The sequence below is a fragment of the Paenibacillus sp. E194 genome, from assembly GCF_000935845.1.
Lineage (GTDB): Bacteria > Bacillota > Bacilli > Paenibacillales > Paenibacillaceae > Paenibacillus_B > Paenibacillus_B alvei_B.
Genome location: NZ_JMDX01000091.1, coordinates 1 through 21,712, shown reverse-complemented (window position 1 = coordinate 21,712; position 21,712 = coordinate 1). Strand labels below are relative to the sequence as shown.

24 protein-coding genes and 1 pseudogene are annotated in these 21,712 nt (G+C 42.7%); 4 read left to right on the top strand and 21 right to left on the bottom strand.

Annotated elements, in window-relative coordinates; translation table 11 throughout:
• Positions 1-35: 35 nt before the first annotated feature.
• The 5 genes from AZ66_RS14395 to AZ66_RS14375 are packed head-to-tail and all read right to left on the bottom strand — an operon-like array spanning position 36 to position 3,089.
• On the bottom strand, positions 36-440 hold the full coding sequence (locus AZ66_RS14395) for an ABC transporter permease (RefSeq protein WP_044355463.1): 405 nt from the start codon (positions 438-440) through the stop codon (positions 36-38).
• Between the two features lie 14 nt (positions 441-454).
• A complete protein-coding gene (locus AZ66_RS14390; RefSeq protein WP_044355462.1) occupies positions 455-817 on the bottom strand; it encodes a hypothetical protein in 363 nt (120 codons plus the stop codon).
• Positions 814-1,686, bottom strand: a complete 873-nt coding sequence (locus AZ66_RS14385) for an ABC transporter ATP-binding protein (RefSeq protein ID WP_044355461.1) — start codon at positions 1,684-1,686, stop codon at positions 814-816. The genes AZ66_RS14390 and AZ66_RS14385 overlap by 4 nt, the downstream gene beginning before the upstream one ends.
• Positions 1,658-2,539, bottom strand: a complete 882-nt coding sequence (locus AZ66_RS14380; protein ID WP_231586876.1) for a hypothetical protein — start codon at positions 2,537-2,539, stop codon at positions 1,658-1,660. Before AZ66_RS14380 ends, AZ66_RS14385 begins: the two co-directional genes overlap by 29 nt.
• Positions 2,511-3,089 (bottom strand): RNA polymerase sigma factor, encoded by a 579-nt coding sequence (locus tag AZ66_RS14375; protein WP_052648523.1) that lies wholly within the window; start codon positions 3,087-3,089, stop codon positions 2,511-2,513. The genes AZ66_RS14380 and AZ66_RS14375 overlap by 29 nt, the downstream gene beginning before the upstream one ends.
• A 237-nt stretch (positions 3,090-3,326) precedes the next feature.
• Between AZ66_RS14375 and AZ66_RS14370 the strand changes: the two genes are divergently transcribed.
• Positions 3,327-3,893, top strand: coding sequence for a GNAT family N-acetyltransferase (locus AZ66_RS14370; protein WP_044355459.1), 567 nt, complete (start codon positions 3,327-3,329; stop codon positions 3,891-3,893).
• Positions 3,894-4,064: 171 nt separating this feature from the next.
• Here AZ66_RS14370 and AZ66_RS14365 read toward each other — a convergent pair whose 3' ends face one another.
• On the bottom strand, positions 4,065-4,646 hold the full coding sequence (locus tag AZ66_RS14365; protein ID WP_044355458.1) for a TetR/AcrR family transcriptional regulator: 582 nt from the start codon (positions 4,644-4,646) through the stop codon (positions 4,065-4,067).
• 92 nt (positions 4,647-4,738) lie between these two features.
• Complete coding sequence (locus AZ66_RS14360; protein ID WP_044355457.1) at positions 4,739-5,749, bottom strand: fumarylacetoacetate hydrolase family protein; 1,011 nt, start codon at positions 5,747-5,749, stop codon at positions 4,739-4,741.
• Between the two features lie 165 nt (positions 5,750-5,914).
• Between AZ66_RS14360 and AZ66_RS14355 the strand changes: the two genes are divergently transcribed.
• Positions 5,915-6,937 carry an MBL fold metallo-hydrolase gene (locus AZ66_RS14355; protein ID WP_044355456.1) on the top strand — a complete coding sequence of 341 codons (1,023 nt, stop codon included), beginning with the start codon at positions 5,915-5,917 and terminating at the stop codon, positions 6,935-6,937.
• 277 nt (positions 6,938-7,214) lie between these two features.
• Here AZ66_RS14355 and AZ66_RS14350 read toward each other — a convergent pair whose 3' ends face one another.
• The 11 genes from AZ66_RS14350 to AZ66_RS14300 all read right to left on the bottom strand — a co-directional run bounded on the left by AZ66_RS14350 (position 7,215) and on the right by AZ66_RS14300 (position 17,416).
• Positions 7,215-7,823 (bottom strand): nucleotidyltransferase domain-containing protein, encoded by a 609-nt coding sequence (locus tag AZ66_RS14350; RefSeq protein WP_331436905.1) that lies wholly within the window; start codon positions 7,821-7,823, stop codon positions 7,215-7,217.
• Positions 7,824-8,016: 193 nt separating this feature from the next.
• Entirely contained in the window at positions 8,017-8,787 is a 771-nt protein-coding gene (locus tag AZ66_RS14345; RefSeq protein WP_044355454.1) for a nucleotidyltransferase domain-containing protein, read from the bottom strand.
• A gap of 174 nt (positions 8,788-8,961) precedes the next feature.
• Positions 8,962-9,288 carry a hypothetical protein gene (locus AZ66_RS14340; protein WP_044355466.1) on the bottom strand — a complete coding sequence of 109 codons (327 nt, stop codon included), beginning with the start codon at positions 9,286-9,288 and terminating at the stop codon, positions 8,962-8,964.
• Between the two features lie 381 nt (positions 9,289-9,669).
• The gene (locus AZ66_RS14335; protein ID WP_044355453.1) at positions 9,670-10,215 is read right to left on the bottom strand and encodes a nucleotidyltransferase family protein; all 546 of its coding nucleotides are present in this window, start codon (positions 10,213-10,215) and stop codon (positions 9,670-9,672) included.
• 78 nt (positions 10,216-10,293) lie between these two features.
• Positions 10,294-11,304 (bottom strand): SPFH domain-containing protein, encoded by a 1,011-nt coding sequence (locus tag AZ66_RS14330; RefSeq protein WP_044355452.1) that lies wholly within the window; start codon positions 11,302-11,304, stop codon positions 10,294-10,296.
• A 21-nt stretch (positions 11,305-11,325) separates the two neighbouring features.
• Positions 11,326-12,801, bottom strand: coding sequence for a TPM domain-containing protein (locus tag AZ66_RS31415; protein ID WP_052648521.1), 1,476 nt, complete (start codon positions 12,799-12,801; stop codon positions 11,326-11,328).
• Positions 12,801-13,835, bottom strand: a complete 1,035-nt coding sequence (locus AZ66_RS14320) for a hypothetical protein (protein ID WP_044355451.1) — start codon at positions 13,833-13,835, stop codon at positions 12,801-12,803. Before AZ66_RS14320 ends, AZ66_RS31415 begins: the two co-directional genes overlap by 1 nt.
• 60 nt (positions 13,836-13,895) lie before the next feature.
• Positions 13,896-14,516: a PspA/IM30 family protein gene (locus AZ66_RS14315; RefSeq protein WP_044355464.1), complete on the bottom strand. Its 621-nt coding sequence runs from the start codon at positions 14,514-14,516 to the stop codon at positions 13,896-13,898.
• Positions 14,517-15,000: 484 nt separating this feature from the next.
• Entirely contained in the window at positions 15,001-15,696 is a 696-nt protein-coding gene (locus AZ66_RS14310) for a hypothetical protein (protein ID WP_044355450.1), read from the bottom strand.
• Positions 15,697-15,874: 178 nt separating this feature from the next.
• Entirely contained in the window at positions 15,875-16,102 is a 228-nt protein-coding gene (locus tag AZ66_RS33335; RefSeq protein WP_052648520.1) for an aminoglycoside adenylyltransferase domain-containing protein, read from the bottom strand.
• Between the two features lie 669 nt (positions 16,103-16,771).
• Positions 16,772-17,416 (bottom strand): hypothetical protein, encoded by a 645-nt coding sequence (locus AZ66_RS14300; protein ID WP_044355449.1) that lies wholly within the window; start codon positions 17,414-17,416, stop codon positions 16,772-16,774.
• Positions 17,417-17,734: 318 nt separating this feature from the next.
• On the opposite strand from AZ66_RS14300, the gene AZ66_RS31410 reads away from it, so the two are divergent.
• Positions 17,735-17,986, top strand: a complete 252-nt coding sequence (locus AZ66_RS31410; RefSeq protein WP_156159969.1) for a hypothetical protein — start codon at positions 17,735-17,737, stop codon at positions 17,984-17,986.
• A gap of 783 nt (positions 17,987-18,769) precedes the next feature.
• On the opposite strand, the gene AZ66_RS31405 is transcribed toward AZ66_RS31410, so the two are convergent.
• On the bottom strand, positions 18,770-18,943 hold the full coding sequence (locus AZ66_RS31405; protein ID WP_156159968.1) for a nucleotidyltransferase family protein: 174 nt from the start codon (positions 18,941-18,943) through the stop codon (positions 18,770-18,772).
• Positions 18,944-19,307: 364 nt separating this feature from the next.
• Here AZ66_RS31405 and AZ66_RS14295 point away from each other — a divergent pair, with 364 nt between their 5' ends.
• Entirely contained in the window at positions 19,308-21,143 is a 1,836-nt protein-coding gene (locus AZ66_RS14295) for an Ig-like domain-containing protein (RefSeq protein WP_044355448.1), read from the top strand.
• Positions 21,144-21,277: 134 nt separating this feature from the next.
• On the opposite strand, the gene AZ66_RS32670 is transcribed toward AZ66_RS14295, so the two are convergent.
• Both AZ66_RS32670 and AZ66_RS14290 read right to left on the bottom strand, forming a co-directional pair.
• The gene (locus tag AZ66_RS32670) at positions 21,278-21,388 is read right to left on the bottom strand and encodes a hypothetical protein (protein WP_231586877.1); all 111 of its coding nucleotides are present in this window, start codon (positions 21,386-21,388) and stop codon (positions 21,278-21,280) included.
• A gap of 129 nt (positions 21,389-21,517) precedes the next feature.
• Positions 21,518-21,712 (bottom strand): annotated as a pseudogene (locus AZ66_RS14290) (hypothetical protein); the annotation flags it as partial.

Below are 21,712 nucleotides of genomic sequence, written 5' to 3'. Positions count from 1 at the left end.
CGCAAATGACTGCACAGCCAANACGGTTTGCACCCCTAATTGAATAAATAGTACTCTATCACGGTGAATGAATACGGATATTCTGCAAAAGGACGTGTGTCTCCATACCTTCTCATACTATCAAGAGGTGTGGTGGCTCCATCCAAGTTGCCAAACAACAAGACCGTTACCCCCATATTGATCAGCTGAAATACCAGGACACACAACAAGGTGTACAGAATAGCTGCTAAGCATTTTGCATGAATAAGCCTGCTTCGGCCATGTCTGCTGCTTAAGAGCAAGCTATCCATCTTAGTTGCATATTCTGCTGAATAGATGGGAGATAGACCGATGAGAAGCATGGCTCCCATGAAGGCAACACCAAATTGATCGACCATATAGATCAATTCGCCCCATGGCATATTATAGTATAATTGAACGGTTGGCGGCCCTTGCTCCAACAGTAGTATTTCATTTAATTCGTTTTTTTATATTCGTATGAGTCAGGCTGACTTAACATGAGCCGAATTTCAATGTCTAGTAATTGCTCTTCGTATTTATGCAGCATATTAGGTATTCCCGAGATATCCTCCATAATACTTTTTTCTTGAATCGGCAGCTGATGCCAGTTGCTCCTCTTGTATCTTTCATCCACCCGCTGAATATCTTCTGCTGTAATCTCACGCGCATATGAGCGGTATTCCTTAGACCCATCTTGATAATATTCGGCATGAAATGCAATAACCACCGTATAGATAGCTGCAAGTAATAGACCAACAATAAATACGCTCTTGCGCGATACGATCTTCAACAGCTCGTACCTCAATAACTGTCTCATTGCATGATCTCCTCATTAAAATAATGCAAATATAGGTCTTCCAATCCTGCCGTCACTGGCTGAGCTGTCAGCAGCGGCTTGTCTGGAGACAGGATACGAACCTCAACCCCACTGTCACGGCGAAGGATATTGACTATCTTGTAACGCTGTTTCAAGACGGGGAGCTGATTTTCATCAACTGTGACCTTCCATACCGATTCCTTCAATTCTTTTAATAAAGAGACGAGCCTATCTTGCTTGAGCAGGCATCCTTGTTTCATAAGCAGCACATCTTTGGCAACGTACTCGATATCCGACACAATATGAGTTGATAATAGGATGATCCGTTTTGCGGACATTTCCGATAATATATTGCGAAAACGAATTCGTTCTGTTGGATCAAGCCCGGCAGTCGGCTCGTCCAAGATGAGCACCTTCGGATCATTCAATAATGCTTGCGCTATACCGAGCCGTTGCCGCATACCGCCGGAGTAGGATTTTATTTTAGAATCTGCTTCATAACCAAGACCGACCAATTGAAGAACTTCCTCGACCTTTGTAGCTGCAGCCCTTTTTTCAAGCCCTTTTAACGCCGCAATGTACATGAGAAATCGTCGACCAGTGAACTGCCTGTAGTATCCAAATTGCTGGGGCAAGTAGCCGAGGACATCCCGATAACGCTCTTCCATCGTTCGTATATCCTGCCCATTCAACCGAATTATGCCGCTAGTTGGACGCAGAATATCCGCAAGCATGCGCAGCAATGTTGTCTTTCCCGCTCCATTTGGGCCCAGCAAGCCATATACACCACAGCTTAATTCAGCAGTAAATTGATTGACGGCAACAAGCTCTTTGAATTGTTTAGAAATATTCTGAATCGTTAGCTCCATAGCTTAAGCTTCCTTCCGCAATAAAGGTGTGATTTCGCAGCAGCTTCCACCCTTGTCTGAATAGAAGATACACTGCACCTGCATTAACCAAAATCGTAATGAGTATATGTAAATGCATCATGCGCATAAGCATGTCCGGACGTGTGAGCAAGATCATTCCGACAGCCATCCATATGCTTATTGTCACCATCGAACTGACGGTACATCGGATACGCATAGCCAGCCATAGAGATGAGCTAGCAACGATGATAAACGGTGTAAACCAAGTCCACGTTAGGCCCCAAAATGAAATATCGCCACGAACAAGATACATTAGGCCAAATAAGCATGTGTTCAGTACAAGACTATTCAATACGATAAATAGCAGACGCGACAGCATTAACTCCTGTGCAGAAACTTTGCAGGCCAGCTCCATTTCTAGAACCCCCTGCTCCCTTCCCTTGAACACTTCTATGAGCCCAATCACAAATGGAAGCGGTGAAAAAAGAATGACCACAATAGCAGGCATCTGCTGTACAGTCACACCCATCCATACCCCTGCCCCGAACAAAATAAGACAACTTATCCAGTACATCTTACTGAACATGCCAATATCAGCAGCAGCTATCTTCCACAGGTTGATCCATCGTCGCCAATAGCTCATCATTGACACTTCCCGCGGGTTTTCGCTTATATCAGGGACATATTGCCTCAGTACGTCAATGGTAGTATTGATTCGCTGTTCCTCCGGCAGTTCCACACGGTATTGCTGTAATACCGATTCAAGCATCCACAGCTCTGCATCAAGATCGTCCGCTTTGTCCATGTCCTCCTCCCAAACTGACTTACCCTTGTTTTCTCTGCGCTTGCTCATCGCTCGATTCCTCCTCTCCTAGCAGCATTTTCTTCAGCCTTGAAATTCCCGCACGAATACGAGATTTAATGGTCGATTCATTTGCTCCCGTCACATCCGCAATCTCTCGTATCTTAAGCCCATGATAATAATTGAGAATGATAGCATCTCGCTGATGTTCCGGCAGAGCGAGCACAGCCTGCTTCGCTTGTTCCTGCTGGTCATGCAACTGAAACAAGTCCCATACGTTGCTACGGGCATCCGGAATCGTCTCGTCCAGTTCATCTTGGATGTTCGAGTTACGGTACTGTTTGCTGCGGTAGTAGTCTAGACAGTGATTAACAGCAATTTTCAGCAGCCAATGTTCGAATTTGCCATGGCTCTGATAGCTGGGCAGCGATTGCATCATCTTGATGAATACTTCTTGCGTCAGATCATATGCAGTATGATGGTTGCCAATCTTGCGATAAATGTAGGAGAAGATCATCGCGTAATGCCGCTTGACCAGCATCTCCATTGCAGCTTGGCTGCCGCTTCGTATTTCTGTAATTAGCTCCTCATCGGAAAGCACAGTACTCCCCCCTCATCTCTATTAACGATATAAATCATCAAAAAGACGATGTTCAGTAAAAATATTTTAAATTACAAAAAACCGACTCCCTAATAGAGAATCGGCGAAAATCATAGTATCGAATAATTTAGGATCGTAAACCTATTATGATCAATGAATATGATGTACGACGCTGATAAATATGCTAAAATCATGAGCACATAGATTGCGACAACATTAATAGAAAGGCGAGCGTATATGAACCAAGATATTTACATTCGCATGGCAGAAGAATCTGATGCGCAGGAGCTGTTGCACATCTACGCTCCATATGTCACCGATACGGCGATCACGTTCGAGTATACTGTACCAACCGTCCAAGAATTTGCAAGTCGAATTCGGCATACGCTGCAAAGGTACCCTTATCTTGTAATTCTTCAAAACGGAAAAATCTGCGGATATGCATATGCATCTATCTTTAAAGGCCGTGCTGCGTATGACTGGTCAGTTGAGACAAGCGTATATCTGCGGCAAGATTGTCGCGGGGCAGGACTAGGCAAGAAGCTGTATTATGCTTTGGAGGACGCCTTGAAGCGGCAGAATGTTATTAACGTGAACGCATGTATCTCTTATCCATGTGAGCCGAATGAATATTTGGACAACGGCAGCGAGAAATTCCACAACAATCTAGGCTATAAGAAGGTAGCTCATTTCACCAAATGCGCTTACAAATTTGATCAGTGGTACGATATGATCTGGATGGAGAAAATGATAGGGGATCACACAAACAAGCCTGAACCGTTCATCCCGATTACCGAGTTGTAAACGGCGGCAGTCTTTTAGACTGCCGCTATTTTATTGAGCTATCGTTTCCCGTTAATTCAATAACATCCACAGAGTCTTAGTATGGTAAGAACTAACGAATCACAATAATGGTTGCAATAGAAAGAGTGGATATAATAAGTTTAGACTTATCATTAAAGAAATCGACAAAGCTTATGACTGAGACAAAATTCCTTTAACAAACAATGAGACACTGTGCTTGTAGAACTCTTCCTCGGTGACGAGTTGGGACTGATATTGCCCGTGAATCAGCTCGCTCATCTGAAATCCGTAGCACATCGAGAGAAAAGACATGGCGGTAAGACGCTCATCCTGTTTGGCTATAACTTTTTTCTTCTGCAGTCGTTCAAAATATTCAACCAGCAAGGAGTGTAGCTTCATCGGTGGATCGGCCAGCACTCTGTCCAATTCGGGAAGCATTCCTTTGTCGCGGATGCCAATCAAAATGATGTCCGCATTTTTATGGAAAAACAAACGGTACTGCTGACTTACATTCAGCAGATCGACTTCCGGATTATCGGTCGCGTCCTCCTTTAACAGCTTCTCAAATTGCGGGATATCCGAGTGTCTCTCAATGATGGCTTCCAATATGCCTTGCTTGCTTCCAAATTGCCGGAAAATCGTAGATTCATTGACTTTAGCTTCCGTTGCAATGGCTTTGGTACTTACTCCCCGATAGCCCTTCTTTTTGATGAGCCGTGTCGCGGCTTCAATGATTCTGTCCGAAGTTTGCATTGTATTTCTCCTTTTGCAGATGTTAAACCTATTCTACTACAAGTTTTGCATATGCAGCAGGATCGGGGTTCATCATTTTCATAAACGTTTATTTACAGCAAATCGCTTCTTTGTTCCCAGCGGCTTGGTTCCGTAATCTTGACATGATCAGGCACCAATTGCGTGAGCGTGCCTAATTTATCAAATGTAATCTGGATTCGGTCAGAGGGCAACAGCCATTGTTCGGTCTCGATTGCGCAGCAATCCGGTATCGTCCCCATTCCTATAATCGTGCCTGGGAGCGGCGTGAAAACTTTGAGAACCTCCTCCATCACTTTTGCAGGGTGTGCAGAATACTCGGATGTGCTTCCCTTCCAGTGCAGTCTCTCCCCGATGCGTACATCCACATCCAGTGCCAGCGGGTTGTCAATTTCATCCGGCGTAACTAGAAATGGTCCTATTCCTTTGCTGCGATCAAAATCTTTGCAGCGCGTCGGTCCGGTCAGCGCCTGGAAATCCGGCCACTGCACGTCGCGGACAGTACTGTCGTTAAAAATAACATAACCTGCAATGCAGTTCCCCTTCCCTGTAACAAAGGCTAGTTCCGGCTCGATATCCAGGTAGGAAGAGTACGAAGGCCAATGAATCGTATCCCCATCGCCAATTAATGCATTATGGTTACACTTGTAATAACTGAAAGTTACTTTCTTCGGATCTCGTTGGAATTTTTCGTCAATTTTCCGTTTAAGTTCTTCTCTTTCCGGCCCTGTATATTCTCTTCGCAGCAGATTTACGCCAGCATTTCTTAGATGTCTTGGTGTCAGCCCGAAATCGATAAGCGCAGCCGGATTCGGAACCGGCGGCAGCAGTGTTACCGCTGCAATCGGGCAGATTTCATTTTCATTGAAATGATGCGACTGTTCGACAGCATATTGCATCATTTCCTTAGCGGCATCATAACTTGCCGGCAAATAATGAAGATAGCTATCCATACTTTCAAGACTATCAAAGAATGTTCCCTGCTTATTCATAATTGCGGCAAAAGACACGACAAACTTCTTGTTTATTACAAGCCCAAACAAAGGTTCCTGGGATGTCTTCGTTTGAAAGGTTACTAGCTTCATGTTGCAGCGCCTCCATCCATGTAGTGTGATGTTATTCTGCGATTATCATATAGTATAGAATAAATGCATGCAAGTACTTGCTTGCATTTATGTTTTCCATTCTCTATTATAAAGACATAGTCAGTATGCCTTACCTCAAAAACATATACGCAAAGGAGAATTCTCATGAAGTATGGACGTATTATCCAAAAACCTCGCGTTAAATTTTTTGAAGTCGCAGATGGAGTCTTTGCCGGTATTTCGCCGTATCGCGGCATCAGTTGGGCCAATGCCGGGTTCATCAACAAGGGTGAAGGGCTGGTGTATGACACGTTCTTTGATTTGTTCCATGCGCGGGAAATGCGGGAGGCTTTTATGGAAGTAAGCAACGGCAGCTCTCCCGCATATGTGGTGAACTCGCACTATAACAGCGACCATGCCTGGGGAAACAAAGTGTTTGAAGATGCTTGCATTATTATGCACAAGGAAGCGTCTAGAGAGCGTCTCACCGAAAATATCGCCTGGATGGACAGCGTCATCAGAAGAGGAAAGGATTCTCCGGAATCGACTTCCGGCGAACGTTTTTTTGCAGCGGAATTTGAAGGATTCGACCTGGAAGGCGTAGAATGGGTGCTCCCGAATATTGAGATAAAGGACGATATCAACATCCGTCTCGGCGATACGGAAGTTATGATATACAACGTAGCTCCGGCCCACTCTGACAGTGACTTGCTGCTGTGGATGCCAAAAGAAAAAGTGCTGTTCGCCGGCGATGTCGTGTTTAACGGTTGTACGGCATACAGCGAAGAGGGAACCCTCAATTGGGTTAAAGTGCTTGATCGCATTATTGATGAAATGAAACCCGAAATCGTTGTTCCAGGACATGGCGCCATCTGCGGCCTGGATTTCGTGAAGGAGCAGAGAGACTACCTCCTGAACCTGATCAGCGAGTTCAACAAGCATTACAATGATGAAATTGATGCCTTGTCCCTAACCAAGCAAATTGATATTTCCCGCTTCCTTCATTGGATTCAGCCAGAACGCTTGTATGTTACAGTGGACATCCTATTGAAAAGCAAACGAGGGTTACCACCCCTTCCAATTTGGAACGAGGTGCCTGCTAAACTGGAAGACATGAAAGCTTTTTTGGCCGGAAAATACGGAAATCAGATCGATCCATGGGATCCCATGAGTGTTTGGCAAGAATAGCAATTTGAAGCTAGTCTGCGAATAACAAAAATCGGCCCTGTCGCAGACGATGCGGACAGCGGCCGTTTTTTGGGATTGTTCCACGGAATTAAAATCGGTGCTTAAGGAGCGATGCCAGTCTATAACTTTATTTTCTCGGTTTATCAAGATCTAAATTTAGGAAAGTCAGATATAATAAAGGGTTCCACATATTAGTCATGACTAATATGTGGAACCCTTTAAGTTTAACTATCGTTCTCGTTTAGTTAAGAGCAGCAACAAGCAGTTATGCTACATATTAAAGAAATTTGACCCAGGCATGACCTTCTGGAAATTGCCGGTTTAAAGAAGATTTCAGCCATGCTTTTTCTTGTGGTAGAAGTGACGGAAGCATTGTTTGGAAATCATTGTGATCTTTTTCTCGTACTTGCGAACTACCTGCTTTATGGAGAAGTTGGATTTCAGGTCTTAAATAAGGTATGCCTTCAACAGTTTTCAAACAAATTTCATCAAGTGGTCTTCTAATTGATTTATCTCTCTTATAAGTCCAAAAATTCTCTTCGGTATCAATTATCATAATTTGAAATGCCCAAGGCGTTTCACTACTCTTACTAACCCAAATGTCCTCCGTAGATTTCAAATACTCTCCATCTTCCCAAAGATCAAGCTTACCATCCTGAGCCTTGTATAACATCCAATCACGTTTTAAATTCTGATAAGCGATTAATTGCTCATCTCGAGTGATAATAACATCTATATCGCTATGTTCCCTTGTTTGCTTACATAGATGCAAATCTAAAGCCCAACCTCCAGCGATACACCACTGAATCGGCATGTCAGAAAAAACTTTATTTATTTCAAACACAGTTATTGGCATCCAATTACTTATATCCGTCCTCAAATCCATTCCTCCCATTACTTCTATAGTCTCAATCCTACGCTATCGTTCTTCGTTAGCTCAATAGTCTTATGTTTTAATTAGAGTCGCTGCTTATAGTTGTGAGGCTTGCCGAACACCTAATGCAGTGACGTCCCGACGTGCTTAGGGGGCTGGATGTGGTCACTCGCTTCTCAGAGTGACCCGAAGCGTCAATATGGTGTTAATCGAAGGAAGTTCTGGAAGCAACCATTGCATTTAACGCGTTCTCAAAATAGCTATATACTTCATCTGCAATTCCCAGAAACTCGTCAACAAGTACATTATTACTATCCAAGTAACTAGCATACAGATAATCAACTAAAGCGGAGTCAATCTCACAATAGTTTAATATGGCATTCTTCATCTTAATAATGTCATCTTGCCATACACCTGTATCTTCTAAAACCAAAGAGTATAATGCACGAATTAATCTCTTAGAGTAACCTTTAATATATCTATTTTTCATTGTGTTATCACTAGCATTAGAAAGTAAACTATGTCTACGATCTACTTCCTTCTTGGTCTCTGTATTTAAGTCTAAAATGAACTCTGGAGAAATAATTATCGGTGGTACTTTTTCACCAACGTCATGACCATATATGCAAACACAAATTATCTTTACCCAAAAACCCCAATCATTTGGTTTACTTAATACATCGTCAATCGAGCAAATTGTCGTATCAATCTTAGTTAATACTGGATATTCTTCCAAAAGCCTGTCTGTAATATTTGACAATCTTTCGTAATCAATATCTTTGGGATTTTCACATACAATAGTAAAGTCTGCATCTGACTTAAAAGGTTTAGCAGTTCCTTTTGGAATCGAGCCACACATATAAATACTATGAATCTTACCTTTAAATTCGGTAAGTATATTATCTATATACTTATCAACAAAATCCTTATATTCACTTTGTATTACAATTCTATTTATAACTTTTTCTAATATCATATAGACTCCTCCTAAACTAAGAACTTCTTTCGGCTAACGTCTTTTTGCGAACTTCGTAAATTCGTCATGACTTAAGTTATTCGCAAAATCATTCAACTATCCTGCCTGTTACTTCGACGACAAAGCTGACCGCTGCGGTTGTTTGCTCAACTTTACTATCATTACCCATTAGCTTTAATGTAACTTCCATCGTGCCAAACTTTCGCAAAGAGCCTTATAAGCACGCACCGCGATATTAGCATCATCTGCAAGGATGGTGATTGAATCCTCGAGATACGAGACAATTATTCGAAAAATGAATTCTCCATCCCCTTCAATCCAGTAATAAATTTGATAAATCTCTTGTTCTTTACTGGCGTGCTCTCGTACCACTGTAGCATCTATAAATTCATCAACTATTGCCTCAGGAAGAAAAGGTAAATAAGTATGCGAACGTAGAGGCTTCCTGTACCCGTAGATGATTAGTTTATTTTCCAAGTCTCCAACAATTCTATTCGCCATCTTTAAGCTCCCATCTCTATTTGATACTACTGATATTTTCGTTATATCTCTTTTTATTTTCATTAAGAATTACTTCTTGTACTCTCACAACAACCCCCTAACGAAAGCCTTTCTCCTCAATATATTAAATAATTTATACAAAGTGTTAATGCTATTGTTAAGATTTCTATTGAACAAAAAATAGAGGAAAGTAGCTCATATAATGAACTAACTATCCTCTATATACGATACTACAATTAACACGGTATAATACTTTATTTTTCAGTCTACTATTTTCATCGGACAGTAATTAAGCTAAGAAGACGGATACTATTCGAAAAATCCGTATTGCTGTTCGTCGATTTCGAAGTCGTGTTCACCACAAACTCCATATTCAATCATTTATTCTATGATCGTAAGAAGCGGCCACTGTTCCTTCCAATTCTTCTTGCTAACCCGTTCCACATAATAGCTGTGATTTGGAAACTGCGGACATCTTCTCACGACGAGCTGAAATAAATCTTCCAGTCCATACGGTGCACAAATATCCAATTGATCGTGATCGTCCAATCGAGCACCAACGGCTGTCGCCGTTTCCGTCCAGTGATACAGTGCGTTCCATGTTGATGTATAGGGTTTTACTCCATTATGAGTGTGCATCCTCGCTTGGTTTTTGACCGACCATTTCTCATTGCCCGTCTGCTGAATCAGCGCCTGCTCCAAGCGAAGATCCCGTTCCTCGGATACATCATCGCGATCAAAATACACAACATCAATATCACTATGTCTGCTGCGATTATCGAACCCATGAAGCTTGTCCCATACATAGTTGCGGATGTATCCCGCCGCAATATAGCATTGCGGCAGTTGTAACTCCTGAACGATACGCAAATCACGCATGAACGCTTCATGCTCACGCAAATATTGTTTCAGCCGTTGCTCTAGCACTTTTTTAACCCTCATTTCCACTGGAAACTATGATTGCTTCATTCCGACCGCAATCCATCTTCCGTTTTACGATCACTGTTACCCAAGCTTATGGCCACAGTTCGGGCAAAAGTTGGAGCCTTCATTTCTGGTTCCGCAATTCGGACAGAAGTTCGGCTTCTGATTTCCTTCCGTTGATACAGAACGAGTAGAAGTAGAAGCATTCGCATCGGATGATGCTGCCGTTTCGCCCATTGCCGGCTTCTGGACTTGATTCATATTTTTCATCATTTCATTCGCCATGTTCATTCCCATCATCATGCCGGCCATATCTGAGGCCATTCCCCCGCCGCGTACATCACCGGAAGCGATCCCGTCAGTCATCGCAACTTGCTGATACTTCTGCATATCGCCAATCATCTCATAGGATGCCGTCTTCGTAATCATGTCTTGGATTTCTTCTGGGTAATTGAAGCTCATGACCTGGAAGCCAGTGATGGTCATCCCCTGATCCATGACTTCCATATCGAGGTCTTCCTTCATCCCTCTTGCAATATCGAAAGCATTTGCCTGCAAATCGAACAAGTCCTTGCCTTCTCTAGAAATCCATTTCATTAACAGTTGATCCATAATAGACGTAATCCGCAGCTTCACATCCTCAACGAGATAGCTTTCCTTCACGCCAGCAATCTTATCGATCAAGGTAACATAATCATGCACCTTGAAGTTGAACGTGCCGTTCGCACGAATTGGCAAGCCGCCAGGGAGTTTCGGGTGAGGAATGAGAATTGGATTTCGCGTGCCCCATCTGACCGTGAATTCCTTCGTATTGACGAATAATACCTCTACCCGCATTCCGCTGTTGAAGCCGAACTTAAAGCCTTTGAGTGTAGAAAGGAATGGAATGATATCGGAATCAATGCTGTACTCGCCATCATCCTGAAAGATTCCTTCGATCTTGCCATTATTGATAAATATCGCATCTTGACCCGCGCGGATAATCAGCTTGCTTCCTTTTTTGATCTCTCGATTGCTCCATTTCCAAAAGATCATATCATCGCGGAACTCTTCCCATTCCACCACATTTGCAAATTGATTTTTGAAAAACATATGCTTACCTCCGTCTCTCCCCTAAAATGATCCTCTGCTGCCGCTATGCGAATGGCCGCCTGATGTCGTTCCACCACCACCGCCTCTGCTGCCTCCTCCACTGCTTGAACTGGAGCTGCTGCTATATCTCCTCGTTCTTGTTGTACAGGTACGGATATAGTGATCTAAATAATCAACCAAACCTGCTGAGTTCGGATCTTCATATGTCTGAGCATCTACGGTAACCCGTCCGCCGGAACGATATACGAGCAGCGTAACGATTCCGCCTCCAATGACTAAAGCCGCACCTAGTTGGACCCATATATTCAATAAGAGATTGTCAGGATTCACTCCCGGGCGGTAGCCCATGTATTTATGAACCGTCTTCAGATAGGTTAAAAATCCATCCTTGTATTCCTTATCCGCTAAATACGGGGCAATCTTATCTCTGATTTGATCCAATCTATCATCGTCGAAATATACCTTCGCCTTATAGAATCCAGCAAGATATATCTCTCTATGTATCATGTCTACCATTAAAATGATAGCGTTGCCATGACGCATTTTATAACCAGGGCCATATTCATCATAGAAGTCTTGAGTCATTCTCTTTACATCGTAAGCAAGTGGATCATTGGTCGTATAAATAATCATGTCTGTTTTTCGCTCTTCGCTGTACTGCTTTGCCAGTTCTTGCAGCTCTTCGTATTCTCGCCCAGTCAGCAGCTTTGCCTCATCGAAGATCAGCTGGTTTCCTTTTTTATAACTGGGGTCGCTCCATTTTTTGAACATGCTTGGATTGGAGCTATTCATTGCACCATTTGAACTCTCACCGCTGCTTGAACTGGTGAAGCTAGACCCGTTCGTAGTACTGGAGGAGGTGCTCGTAAACGTGCTGCTGGTTGTGCCTGATGTACTACTGCTCGTCGTGGTTGTCGTGCTCGTAAACGTAGTCCCATCGTTCGTGCTGCTGATTGTACTGCTAACGGTACTGTTCTTACCCGAGTCGACTGCTTCCGATCCCGTTGTTACATACTGATAGACGGACTCGATATACCTTTGAAAAGCAGCCTTATAACGGCCTTCCCCATATTCATCAGCGACAATATCGGTTATGCTGCTTAGCCGTTCATCGTCCAAATGATCTGCCGCCTTTTGAAATACATTTATGTAGATTTTCTCGTGATTCGTATTCAGAATCAGCACAGCTGCATTACTGACAGAAAAATCTTCATTGGAGTTATTTTTCGCGTATAAATCCTGCAGCACTTCCCAAGTCCCTTGATCTTTATCTGTTACAATCCCGATGATATTGATCCCTATTTCCGATCCATACCGATTGGCCAACTCGTTCAATTCTTTTACTTCCTTCTTACTGAGTACACCCACGGAATCATCAATTAACTGCTTGGTATTCTTGGCAGCCGCACTGACGCTTCCCGTGATCACCTCCATGGGGATGGCGAGCAGCAATGCTGCGAACAGCAGGACGACAGCGCTAACACGATGCCTTCTCATCAGAATTTCCCTCCTATATACAAATAGGACACAAGCTGAAATACGAGGAAGAATATCGCCGATAATCCCGCAAACCATGCGAACACCTTCGACTTGCTGATCGGGGGCTTGCCGACCACCTTGCCCGTCTGTCCATTCATCGCAAACGTATATTCCAGTTTATTATAGTCATAATGCAGTACCCAGACCGGAAGCAGAACATAGTCAGCTCGCTGCGTCTCCGTGTGAATATGAACATTCTCATACTTCGCTGACGTATACTCCGTTACGGTTGAATCTATGTATTCAAAAATATACTCATGTATTTTTTCCTTTACCCGCGGCAGCAGCTCTTCCTCGTCATAACTATATGTTTCAGCAACATAACCTGCTAAGTATGGCGTCTTAAAGTTCTCAAGCTTTTCATAGGGAAAAGGTTCGAGCTTATCCATAAGTTCATCTGTCATCTTTGCTGAAGCATCCACCGGAACTTTTATATAATCCAGGCAAATCTCGCGATAGAAATCATAGTGTGCTGTTTCCGTATAATCGTAATCGCCTGAGCGGTATTTGCTGACCTTCGTGGCGCTGCCATGAACCTCAATTTCATTCTGCAAATCATAGAGCCAGAATGGGACATACATCCCCGTTATACCCTTAATTCGATTCGCCGACATGAACCCTTTCGGAGTAATGAGTCCCTTTCCACACCATCTTTTGAACTCCATCACTGCTTCTTCCTTGCTAATGGCAAAAGGAATAATCTTCACTGGCGCCAAATTCCCAGTCAATCGATCTCCTAATACAACGGCTGATCCACAAAAGCTGCAGCTCGTTGCGCTCGTCTCAGCTTCTGTGATAATGACAGCGCCACAGCTATGGCAGTGATATTCCGCTGCAGCATCTTCCTCTGTGAACACGTATTTGGTCAACGGATCCTGCATGTCTTGAACATTGTCTTCTCTTCCACAGCTATGACAGGTTAACATCTCCGAATACGTGTCATACTCCATCCCGCTACCGCAGTTCGAGCATTTATATTCAATAACCGGCAACCTATTCACCCCTAGAGCATAGAAAGTATCTATTTATATGTAGTGCCTATGAATCGAGATTCAATTCTTTTCCTTCTTCAACTGCTCGATCAGCTCGTCCAAATCGTCTTTCTTCCCACCTCGAAGTTCAGCAAGCGCCATCGCTTCGTCGTAAGCGCGGTTCACCTTGTCTTCCATCGCATCGAATGCCGAAGCCTGATCTCCATGTATAGAGCTGCTTGCATTTACTCGTTCCTGTGCCTGGGCCGCTGCAAGCTTCCCCTTAAGTGCTGCACGCCGCGCCTCCAGCTCGCCGATATCAGAGACCAGCTTGTCCTGCAGCTGCTTCATTTGAGAAGCATTTGAAGTTGCCATATCATAAGCGGTTTGCAGCTGCTGCAACTTTTCCGAATGAACTGCCTTTTTCTCTAAAAAAGCACGTGCCCCAGCTTCATTCCCATCTGCCGCTGATTTCTCCGCATATCGCTGCAGTTTTGCGATTTCTGCTGTGCATTCGTCCAATGCTCGTTTGGCTCGCTGCTCTGCTGCAACAACGGAAGCCGTCTCAGCCTTCACTTTGCCGAGATCACTGTTCAACTTCCGCATGTAATCATCAATGATTGTCTCAGGGTCTTCCGACTTCTGAAATAGACTATTGATGTTGATGGACATGAGTTCCTTGACTCTCGATAAGATTTCGATAATGCTTCCCTCCATTAGAAGAATTTTCATCTCCAATCTATACGTTAATCATACAGCAAATATAGGTAAAAAGGATGGGGGAATTCGACATTTTGAACTACGGATCGATTTCTTGCGACATGTGTGTAAGAAACCACACCCGAACCATTTTTAGCTTCAGCGATGGTATAGCCAATCCATGAACGCACTGGGATCGTTTTTTCAAAAGAATGAATGATGGGCGATCGTACGCCCAATGCTTGTACGATTTTTTCCCCGGCAATATCGTGTTCGATTTCGAGCTGACTTTCGTCAGATTGATCTGTTTGCCCTACCTATGTTTCCGAAGCATCGCTTCCGTCTGTTCTTGAATTCAATACGGACAGGCAATACGACTGATAAGTTCACAAAAAAAGGCCAAGTTTATTAGCTAAACTTGGCCTTTATATCTTTTATGTATTCTCCGCTGGTTACTATTTAGCTAGAGTCCCATATATCCTTTTACCTACTGATTTGCTTGTTGGATAGTAAAGCTCTTTACAATGTTATCAAACTCTTTCATATCCTCTTTTTTATAACGAGTTTTATCAACGAAGAACATGATCGTTACGAAATCATCATCCTTATGAAGGATCGCTATTTTCCCTATCGATCCATCCGTTTTATAATCCAATACTTTTGCATTCTCACCAGCAATCTTTCGATTTGTTTCATTAGAAACGGTATAACCTATACTACTAAGTTTTTGTTGAAATGCCTTCGTATATTGTTCTAAGTTCGAATTATCTATTGTCTGCAGAAAAATATCAACACCCATGTAATAATTGCTTACCATTTTTCGTTCGTTGGTTTGATATGTTGCACCCCAGTTTCCGTTCACCATAACCTGATAAAAATTATTGGATTCTCTATTGAACAGATTAAGATATTTCGGCCCACCAATTGTAATCTTATTATCCTTCTTATTAAATTCTAATTTGGAAGTAAGTCCGAAATAATCCGTCATCGACTTCACTGGTAAATATAAAGTTCCCTCATACATCAGTGCCTTTACATTACTGGCTTCTTGTCCATTTAGATCTACCTTCACAGAGGGATACAATAGAGCTTTTACTTCTTTGTAGTTCGAAGCTGCAAATCCACTTGCTGTCCCTATAATGAATACACCCACAAAAGCCGATATGATAACACTCTTTTTCATCTGACACACCCCAATTATTGATAAGTTTTTTCATAAAACGATTTCAAATTCGTTTTTTTCACTTGGCACGGTACTGTTCACAAAGTCTTGTCTAATAGCTTCCATTAGCACTTTCTCGAGTCTGTCTTGCCGATTTTTTGGACGAAATAACCGACTCTCTTACATACCAAAGAACCCGTTATAAATTTAATACATAATAAACAGGATTTCCAGCGTTCTCTTCGAATGCACCGTTAATATCAGCCATAATGGAATCCATATAATATTGATTTTTTATTGGCTTGAATACTTCCTTAATTTCTTTACCAAAAAGCACTACGCCTCGATTGTACGTCACAATAATTATTCGACTTTTTCGAAGAAAGCTAAGGGTGTTCCTTTTGAGTTGTTCAAAGGGGTATTTCATCTTGTACTTCACAAGTGCAATCGGCGGGCTAAAGGTCAATTGAAGCTGCCAAAGGAATTGTTGCTTATCGATTCAACTACGGTCACCGTTGGTAAGACCCGTCTCCCTTGGGCACCGTATCACGGAGAATGAGCTGGGATCAAGCTGCACGTTGCCTTCCACGCTGCCAGTAGTCAGCCACAGAACGTGATATAGACAGTTGGCTCCCGCCATGACGGGCCTGTTGGCGAGGAACTTGCAGATTCGTCATATATTCTCGTGCAAGATCGCGCGTACGGAAAAATCGAACGATTTGATCGTTATAAAACGGAAGGTCAATCCTTTGTCATTCGATTGAAAGAGAACGTACCAACTTTATTTGGTACGACAGAAAATGCAGTATATCGGCAGCTTTATTCAGCCTTGATTGTCTATGTGTTATTGAAATTTTTCTATGATAGAGGCAGTTCAATAGTGCCACGTCATGCCACCATTGCTTATGCGCAGTTTTCGCGATTTCTACTGCACAACCAACTTTCTGAAATTTGGCTTGTGAAGCTTTCACTTTTTAGGGAGAAGTCTGGTCTTTTTGAGCAGTCTCGTTTTCCGTTATCTGGTTAATCAACAGGTGTGCTTTATATATAAATTTAGATAGCTTGTTGAACGCACCCGTTAGTTGAAGAAACGTATCTACTTAAATTCATTTGCAAATGCTCCATTTTCGCTATGCAATAGATATCTTTTATCATTAACTACATTATGGTAATCAATTTCTAAAAAATATGTTGCTTTACTTAGAACGTCATAAAAGAAAGGAACAAACTCCAAATCTTTAAAAATATAAACTTCTATTTGTTCATCATTATTTCGATATGCTTCAAATAGACGATGGTTTCCATTGATACAATAAGGTTTGTTGTTAGTTAAATATCGACTCTGAAGTACCATTACAGGATTTTTATGATTGGGTTTTATCCGATTTGGGTCTTTATTTATGTTACCTTGATAAACAGCATCAATTATGTGCGACGGAGCAAACTGTACCGGCTTAATACCTTCTTCTTTTATAAGTGAAGTAGCACCGTCAATGTCTAAAACATATTCAAATACACCAATTGGATACTCTGCATATAATGAAAATGTTTCCTGCCCAATCGGATGAATTACAGGGTAAGTTTCACTATTAAGAGATTGATTTAAAATTTCAGTCCATTTTTCGGCAACCTTAGCCCCATAAACAGATTTTTTCTCCATTTCTTGAATACGTGAAATAAAGTGATTATTGGGGCCAAAATATTGGGATTCTGTTTCATATATTTCAATTTTACTTTCCATCTATAATTCCCCTTTATCTTCTTTTGAATTATCTTATTTCACGCCTGTTGATTATCCAATAAAATACTATTTTGAAATAGCGAAAAGGCCGCTCATTCGGTAAAATGTTTGTACCCCTACAAACTCCCGAAACGAGGCGACCTCATGAAAAAGTCTACCATGCTCCAGCAACCCTTCAATCCATATTGTCCGAAGAAGAAGTAATGAAGACAGCCCAACTGGTAGGATATCACGAGACAGTTCGTAAATTTTCGGTCTACACCCTGCTACAATACTGGACTCAAGCTGCTTTTGAACAATGGGATGGCTTTCAAGACGGTGCTGACCGCGCTGTTACCTATAGACTTACTCAATGGTCCGACAGAAAATGCAGTATATGGTCAGCTTTATTCAGCCTTGATTGTCTATGTGTTATTGAAATTTTTCTATTATACAGTCAGTTCAATGGTGCCACGTCATGCCACCATTGCTTATGCGCAGTTTTCGCGACTTCTACTGCACAACCAACTTCCCGAAATTTGGCTTGTGAAGCTTTCACTTTTTAGGGAGAAGTCTGATCTTTTAGAGTAGTCTCGTTTTCCGTTATCTGGTTAATCAACAGGCATGGCATATTATATTACCTCGGACTCTAGAACTTTCTTCAGATAATACCGCTTATGATGTTGTGGACAATTATCCAGTATACCATAAATTTCATACTCATGCTTCATATAGAAATGTAATGCCTGAAAATCAAATGTATCTAAATGAATTAATTGTATTTATACTTTCTAGCAACCACTTCCAAATCCGTTAATAGTTTTGATCCTTAGCCATTCTTTCTGTATTCTTCCTTCACCTAAAGTGCATCGACGTACAAACATTTCCAAGCGTAATCAAAACAATTGATTCCCGCATCCTTGATATGCTTATTAATTTCAGCAAAAGGAACCTTAGGTTTAAATGATACATTTGATTCGTTATACTCAACGATTCTCTCTTCAATAAAGTCAATATCTGCTTTTGTGCTGCTAACGATAGAATAAAAGTTCATATAAAACGCAAAGCTTGAACTAGCGGCATACGGATACCTCTATTAAGAAAATATTATTGGACAAGATACCGGAAAGTGCAATCGTTCGATCGAAACCACCTTACTCGATTACGGACTAAATCATATTGGGACTGCAAGTAATTTAAAACGATGAATTTCTGAGTTTCTGAGCTTCCGCTTCAAACAAACCATGGAACGAATCCCTTTGTAAGCTTTGGAGGTTGGCAAGTGCCTTGGCACTTTTGGCTGCAAAATTGAGCATTCTTCACTTGCAAAAAACACACGGTAACCTACAGATCCAAGATCGTTAATAACGGATATCACCTTACGATTAGTTCGAATAAATCCTCTAATCCATATGCCGCAAATGTCCAATTGATTGTCTTCATCCAATCGAACCAGATTGCCGTAGCTGTTTCCGGCCACCTACGCAACGCATCAAGCGTGGACGCATAAAAATCATACAAGTATTGATTTAGCTTGGACTCTAGCAATCACTCTTCTTCTCATGAATTTCGGTTGCTTTCCATTGCTGTTCAAGACTTGAAGTCAACTGAATCACCCTATTCTCTAGTGCTGGATCGTTATACCTACATCATCTCATATATTCGTAACATAACATCATTATTATCCAAAAATTTCTTCAAAATAATTATACTTTTTCACGGGAGCTTATGGGTAAGCCGTCCCTATCGTGCAGGATCAAAAACCGTTCGAGCGTCATACAGAATTATGCAATTCGTGGGATACACAGGAATGATGATCCAATGAATAATCATAATAGAGGCTATTCACACCGCTTGCTTCGACAGCAATCATCGAACATCAAGCAAAAATTCATGGAGAGAGGTGCGTCATTTGTTCAACACATGTACACGCTTGATAGCCGCATGCGTTGCCGGAATCATGCTAACACTCGGGTTACAGGGCACGATGAGTCCAGCAGTTGCCGAGCCATCGCAACCGCGGGCTGCCGTGGAATGGTTTAGGGATTATGGAAGCAGTTCCAGAGGGGAAGCGGTCATCCCTACCTCCGATGGCGGTTATTTGACGGTAGGGAGCATTACGGAGAAGGAAATGATTGGGCAAGATAGTTGGCAATATGTCGTTAAGGCCTATATCATTAAAACGGATGTAGAAGGACAGCCCCTATGGGAGCAAAAGCTAGATCATTATTCGTCCGGGAATGCCGCGTACCGGGCAATAGAGACTAGGGACGGAGGATATTTAGTAGCCGGCACCTACAAGTCCTACGACGGCAAACCGATGGACAAGCTATATCTCATTCGGCTGGATGCGTCTGGACAAGTACTGTGGCACAAGGCTGTTGATGATGGACAATTCCACCACACTCCGGTAGCTATTGTTGAAACGGATGATGGCAGCTTTATGATTGCCGGGAGAGGGATGTTCTCTGCCAGCGCCTACGAAAAAAGCTACATCCTGAAGGTGGATAGCAACGGAGAAAAGTTATGGTATCGTGATTATCGCTTTATCGGCAGCGAATTCTTTGCCGATATGATACCCGCCAATGACGGAGGTTATATTGTAATTGGCGGCATAGGCTATCCAGATTATGAGCCTGGCGATGAGGACGCCATGCTTATGATGAAGCTTAATGAGGAGGGCGACATCGTATGGTCACGGCCGTTTCAAGAACCAAATACGAAACGGCGTGCCTTTTCTATCATCTCTTCCGATGACGGAGGTTATCTGGTAGGCAATCGTAAAAAAACTAAGAAGGGTGATGTCACCATTCTCACCAAGACGGACGTACACGGTCACCCGGAGTGGGAAAAAACATATACAGCCCCGAGCCCAGAATCGTTCAGAAGCTTGGTGCGGACGAAAGACGGCTATGCCCTGCTCGGTACAGGCACGTTAAGCGAGAGCTCGGACAGGAAATGGGAGTATGCGATAGTCACGTTCGACGTAAACGGCGTGTTGACAAGCCGCGAAGTGCTCCCAGGCCCACCCCTGAGCGACGTTGGCAAGGCAGCGATAGCTCGCGACGGTGGGTTTATTTTCACCGGAACCGTAAGACGAGGAGAGATATGGAAGCTTCAGCTCATGAAGCTGGCTCCATTCGAGAACATGCCTCCTACAGAACAGACATTGGCAAGCATTTCTTTCATGGAGAAAGAGATGCAAGTAAAATCAGGCGCCAGCATGCCGACTGTACTGCAAGCCGTGTACGGTAATGGAATGGTCAGCGATATATCAGGCGTAGCCGTGTATAGCTCGGATGATTCTCGTATTGCCGACGTCGACACATCGGGTCGGGTCACGGGTCATGAGCCTGGAGTCACTTATATTGGGGCCACTTACGGAGGACTCAATGCCAGCTTGAAAGTAACCGTGCTGCCTGAGGATTGGGTTGAGCCTGAACCAGCCCGCGGAGACCTCCGGCTGGATTCTAACGACTACTCGCTAAGTGCCGGCTCCATGATCGATGTAAGGGTCATACTTTACGACTATTCTGTACATAAAGAAATAGACGTGACCAAGGAAGCAACTTTCCGAAGTGCCAATTCAGATATTCTCGAGTGCGATGATGAGGGGAACTTGATTGGCCGTAAGGCGGGATTCACGAAAATCCATGCTGCCTATAGGGGACTCCAGGCGACGTCCAACGTTCAGGTGCTTCGAGCATCCGTTCCTCAAGAAGTGGAACAGCCAGAGCTAGATTTGTAATCAGCCGTAATTCATGTAATATTCGTTACAAGTAAAGGCTTAGCTAGAGCACGGAGTTCGGAACTAAAAAATACGTTTCTCCCTTACTCCATATTCACTCCACTATCGAATGCCGTGCTCTAGCATTCATCCTTTTATAGACGAATTATTTCCCGAGCAATATTCTTGTACGTATCTTTGGGTAGCTTTTCCTTTACAATGACTAATAGATCAATATCACTTTGTTGAGGGGTAAAGCATCCCATCACCATAGAACCGTGTAAGTAGATTCCCACTAGCGATTGCGATAATTCACATTTCAAGAACCCATGATACCGTCTAATACAACTTGTTGATTCATTCTGTATGACTCCCCTGTCTAATAGGTTTGACCGCTATTGACATACGCTATCAGGAACGTAATAAACTTTCTGCGTATCTTTCTTATTTACGGGATCCGTAACGATTGTAAAATATACGTTACCGTTTTTGGTCTGTACTCCCTCGATTTCATGAGTTCCCACATTCGTAATTTTCACAAGGGTTTTGTACGCTCCAGTGTTTGTCATCATCGCAATCTGCGGAGTTTC

Coding starts and splice junctions, on each gene's coding strand:
- AZ66_RS14390 (WP_044355462.1), bottom strand. CDS start 817: ATGAGACAGTTATTGAGGTACGAGCTGTTGAAGATCGTATCGCGCAAG.
- AZ66_RS14385 (WP_044355461.1), bottom strand. CDS start 1,686: ATGGAGCTAACGATTCAGAATATTTCTAAACAATTCAAAGAGCTTGTT.
- AZ66_RS14380 (WP_231586876.1), bottom strand. CDS start 2,539: ATGAGCAAGCGCAGAGAAAACAAGGGTAAGTCAGTTTGGGAGGAGGAC.
- AZ66_RS14370 (WP_044355459.1), top strand. CDS start 3,327: ATGAACCAAGATATTTACATTCGCATGGCAGAAGAATCTGATGCGCAG.
- AZ66_RS14365 (WP_044355458.1), bottom strand. CDS start 4,646: ATGCAAACTTCGGACAGAATCATTGAAGCCGCGACACGGCTCATCAAA.
- AZ66_RS14360 (WP_044355457.1), bottom strand. CDS start 5,749: ATGAAGCTAGTAACCTTTCAAACGAAGACATCCCAGGAACCTTTGTTT.
- AZ66_RS14355 (WP_044355456.1), top strand. CDS start 5,915: ATGAAGTATGGACGTATTATCCAAAAACCTCGCGTTAAATTTTTTGAA.
- AZ66_RS14350 (WP_331436905.1), bottom strand. CDS start 7,823: ATGGATTTGAGGACGGATATAAGTAATTGGATGCCAATAACTGTGTTT.
- AZ66_RS14345 (WP_044355454.1), bottom strand. CDS start 8,787: ATGATATTAGAAAAAGTTATAAATAGAATTGTAATACAAAGTGAATAT.
- AZ66_RS14340 (WP_044355466.1), bottom strand. CDS start 9,288: ATGGCGAATAGAATTGTTGGAGACTTGGAAAATAAACTAATCATCTAC.
- AZ66_RS14330 (WP_044355452.1), bottom strand. CDS start 11,304: ATGTTTTTCAAAAATCAATTTGCAAATGTGGTGGAATGGGAAGAGTTC.
- AZ66_RS31415 (WP_052648521.1), bottom strand. CDS start 12,801: ATGAGAAGGCATCGTGTTAGCGCTGTCGTCCTGCTGTTCGCAGCATTG.
- AZ66_RS14310 (WP_044355450.1), bottom strand. CDS start 15,696: ATGAAAAAGAGTGTTATCATATCGGCTTTTGTGGGTGTATTCATTATA.
- AZ66_RS33335 (WP_052648520.1), bottom strand. CDS start 16,102: ATGAAATACCCCTTTGAACAACTCAAAAGGAACACCCTTAGCTTTCTT.
- AZ66_RS14300 (WP_044355449.1), bottom strand. CDS start 17,416: ATGGAAAGTAAAATTGAAATATATGAAACAGAATCCCAATATTTTGGC.
- AZ66_RS32670 (WP_231586877.1), bottom strand. CDS start 21,388: ATGGGATGCTTTACCCCTCAACAAAGTGATATTGATCTATTAGTCATT.